The 2,055-nt window shown below is 55.9% G+C and carries 1 rRNA gene (running past one end of the window); it reads right to left on the reverse strand.

Annotated elements, in window-relative coordinates:
• A 23S ribosomal RNA gene (locus AB0B33_RS46705) occupies positions 1-1,942 on the reverse strand (it extends 1,270 nt beyond the left edge of the window).
• Positions 1,943-2,055 lie beyond the last annotated feature (113 nt).

The raw sequence follows: 2,055 nt of genomic DNA on the forward strand, positions 1-2,055 counted from the left end.
AAGCTTCAGGATGTTTGGCCCCCCTTCTCCCGAAGTTACGGGGGCATTTTGCCGAGTTCCTTAACCACAGTTCACCCGATCGCCTTGGTATTCTCTACCTGACCACCTGTGTTGGTTTGGGGTACGGGCCGTGCATGCACTCACTAGAGGCTTTTCTCGGCAGCATAGGATCACTCTACTTCGCCTCAAACGGCTACGCATCACGTCTCAGCCTCATGGAACACGGATTTGCCTATGTTCCGGCCTACACGCTTACACCAGGACAACCATCGCCTGGCGGAGCTACCTTCCTGCGTCACCCCATCGCTTGACTACTACGAAATCAGGTCCCACGCTCCACACACAAACCTCCATCCGAAGACTTCAGTCCATGGCTTTGGGTGGTTAGTATCAAACGCCTCGTCATGGGCGCACATGCTCGGGTACGGGAATATCAACCCGTTGTCCATCGACTACGCCTGTCGGCCTCGCCTTAGGTCCCGACTTACCCTGGGCGGATTAGCCTGGCCCAGGAACCCTTGGTCATCCGGCGGCAGAGTTTCTCACTCTGCATTCGCTACTCATGCCTGCATTCTCACTCCCACACCCTCCACGACTGGCTTCCGCCGCCGCTTCCCTGGATGCAGGACGCTCCCCTACCCATCCACACCACTAGACAACACCCTCAAGGAGTGAAGCCGATGTATTGCATGAATGACACAGCTTCGGCGGTGTGCTTAAGCCCCGCTACATTGTCGGCGCAGGACCACTTGACCAGTGAGCTATTACGCACTCTTTCAAGGGTGGCTGCTTCTAAGCCAACCTCCTGGTTGTCTGGGCAATCCCACATCCTTTCCCACTGAGCACACACTTAGGGGCCTTAGCTGGTGTTCTGGGCTGTTTCCCTCTCGACGACGAAGCTTATCCCCCGCCGTCTCACTGCCACGCTCTCACACTACGGTATTCGGAGTTTGGTTGATTTCGGTAACCCGGTAAGGCCCCTAGACCATCCAGTAGCTCTACCCCCGCAGAGAAACACGTGACGCTGCACCTAAATGCATTTCGGGGAGAACCAGCTATCACGGAGTTTGATTGGCCTTTCACCCCTACCCACAGCTCATCCCCTCAGTTTTCAACCTAAGTGGGTTCGGGCCTCCACGACGTCTTACCGTCGCTTCACCCTGGCCATGGGTAGATCACTCCGCTTCGGGTCTAGACCACGCGACTACATTCGCCCTATTCAGACTCGCTTTCGCTACGGCTACCCCACACGGGTTAACCTCGCCACGCAGCACTAACTCGCAGGCTCATTCTTCAAAAGGCACGCCATCACCCTCAAGGCTCTGACGGCTTGTAGGCACACGGTTTCAGGTACTCTTTCACTCCCCTCCCGGGGTACTTTTCATCTTTCCCTCACGGTACTCGTCCGCTATCGGTCTTCAGGAAGTATTTAGGCTTACCGGGTGGTCCCGGCAGATTCACAGCAAATTCCACGAGCTCGCTGCTACTCGGGAACACCAAACAAACAATCAACGACATGTTTTCGCGTACGGGGCTCTCACCCACTCCGGCCGCCCATCCCAAGGCGTTCCACTAACACGCGCGATCATTCCGAGGACTGTCAGATCCTCGACGCTGGGTCCCACAACACCGCACATACAACGCCTGACAGCTTGACATATGCACGGTTTAGCCTCTTCCGCTTTCGCTCGCCACTACTCACGGAATCACGGTTGTTTTCTCTTCCTACGGGTACTGAGATGTTTCACTTCCCCGCGTTCCCTCCACACACCCTATATATTCAGGTGCGGGTAACACCACATCACTGGTGCTGGGTTTCCCCATTCGGAAATCCTCGGATCACAGCTCGGTTGACAGCTCCCCGAGGCTTATCGCAGCCTCCTACGTCCTTCATCGGCTCCTGAAGCCAAGACATCCACCATGTGCCCTTAACAACTTGACCACAAAGATGCTCGCATCCACTCTACAGTTCTCAAACACCACACCAGAAACAAACAGCGTTCCAGGGCTGTGACGCCCTGAGGCGTGTTGCCTCAGGACCCAACAGTGTGCACA

The organism is Amycolatopsis sp. NPDC049159, assembly GCF_040648295.1.
GTDB classification, from domain to species: domain Bacteria; phylum Actinomycetota; class Actinomycetes; order Mycobacteriales; family Pseudonocardiaceae; genus Amycolatopsis; species Amycolatopsis pretoriensis_A.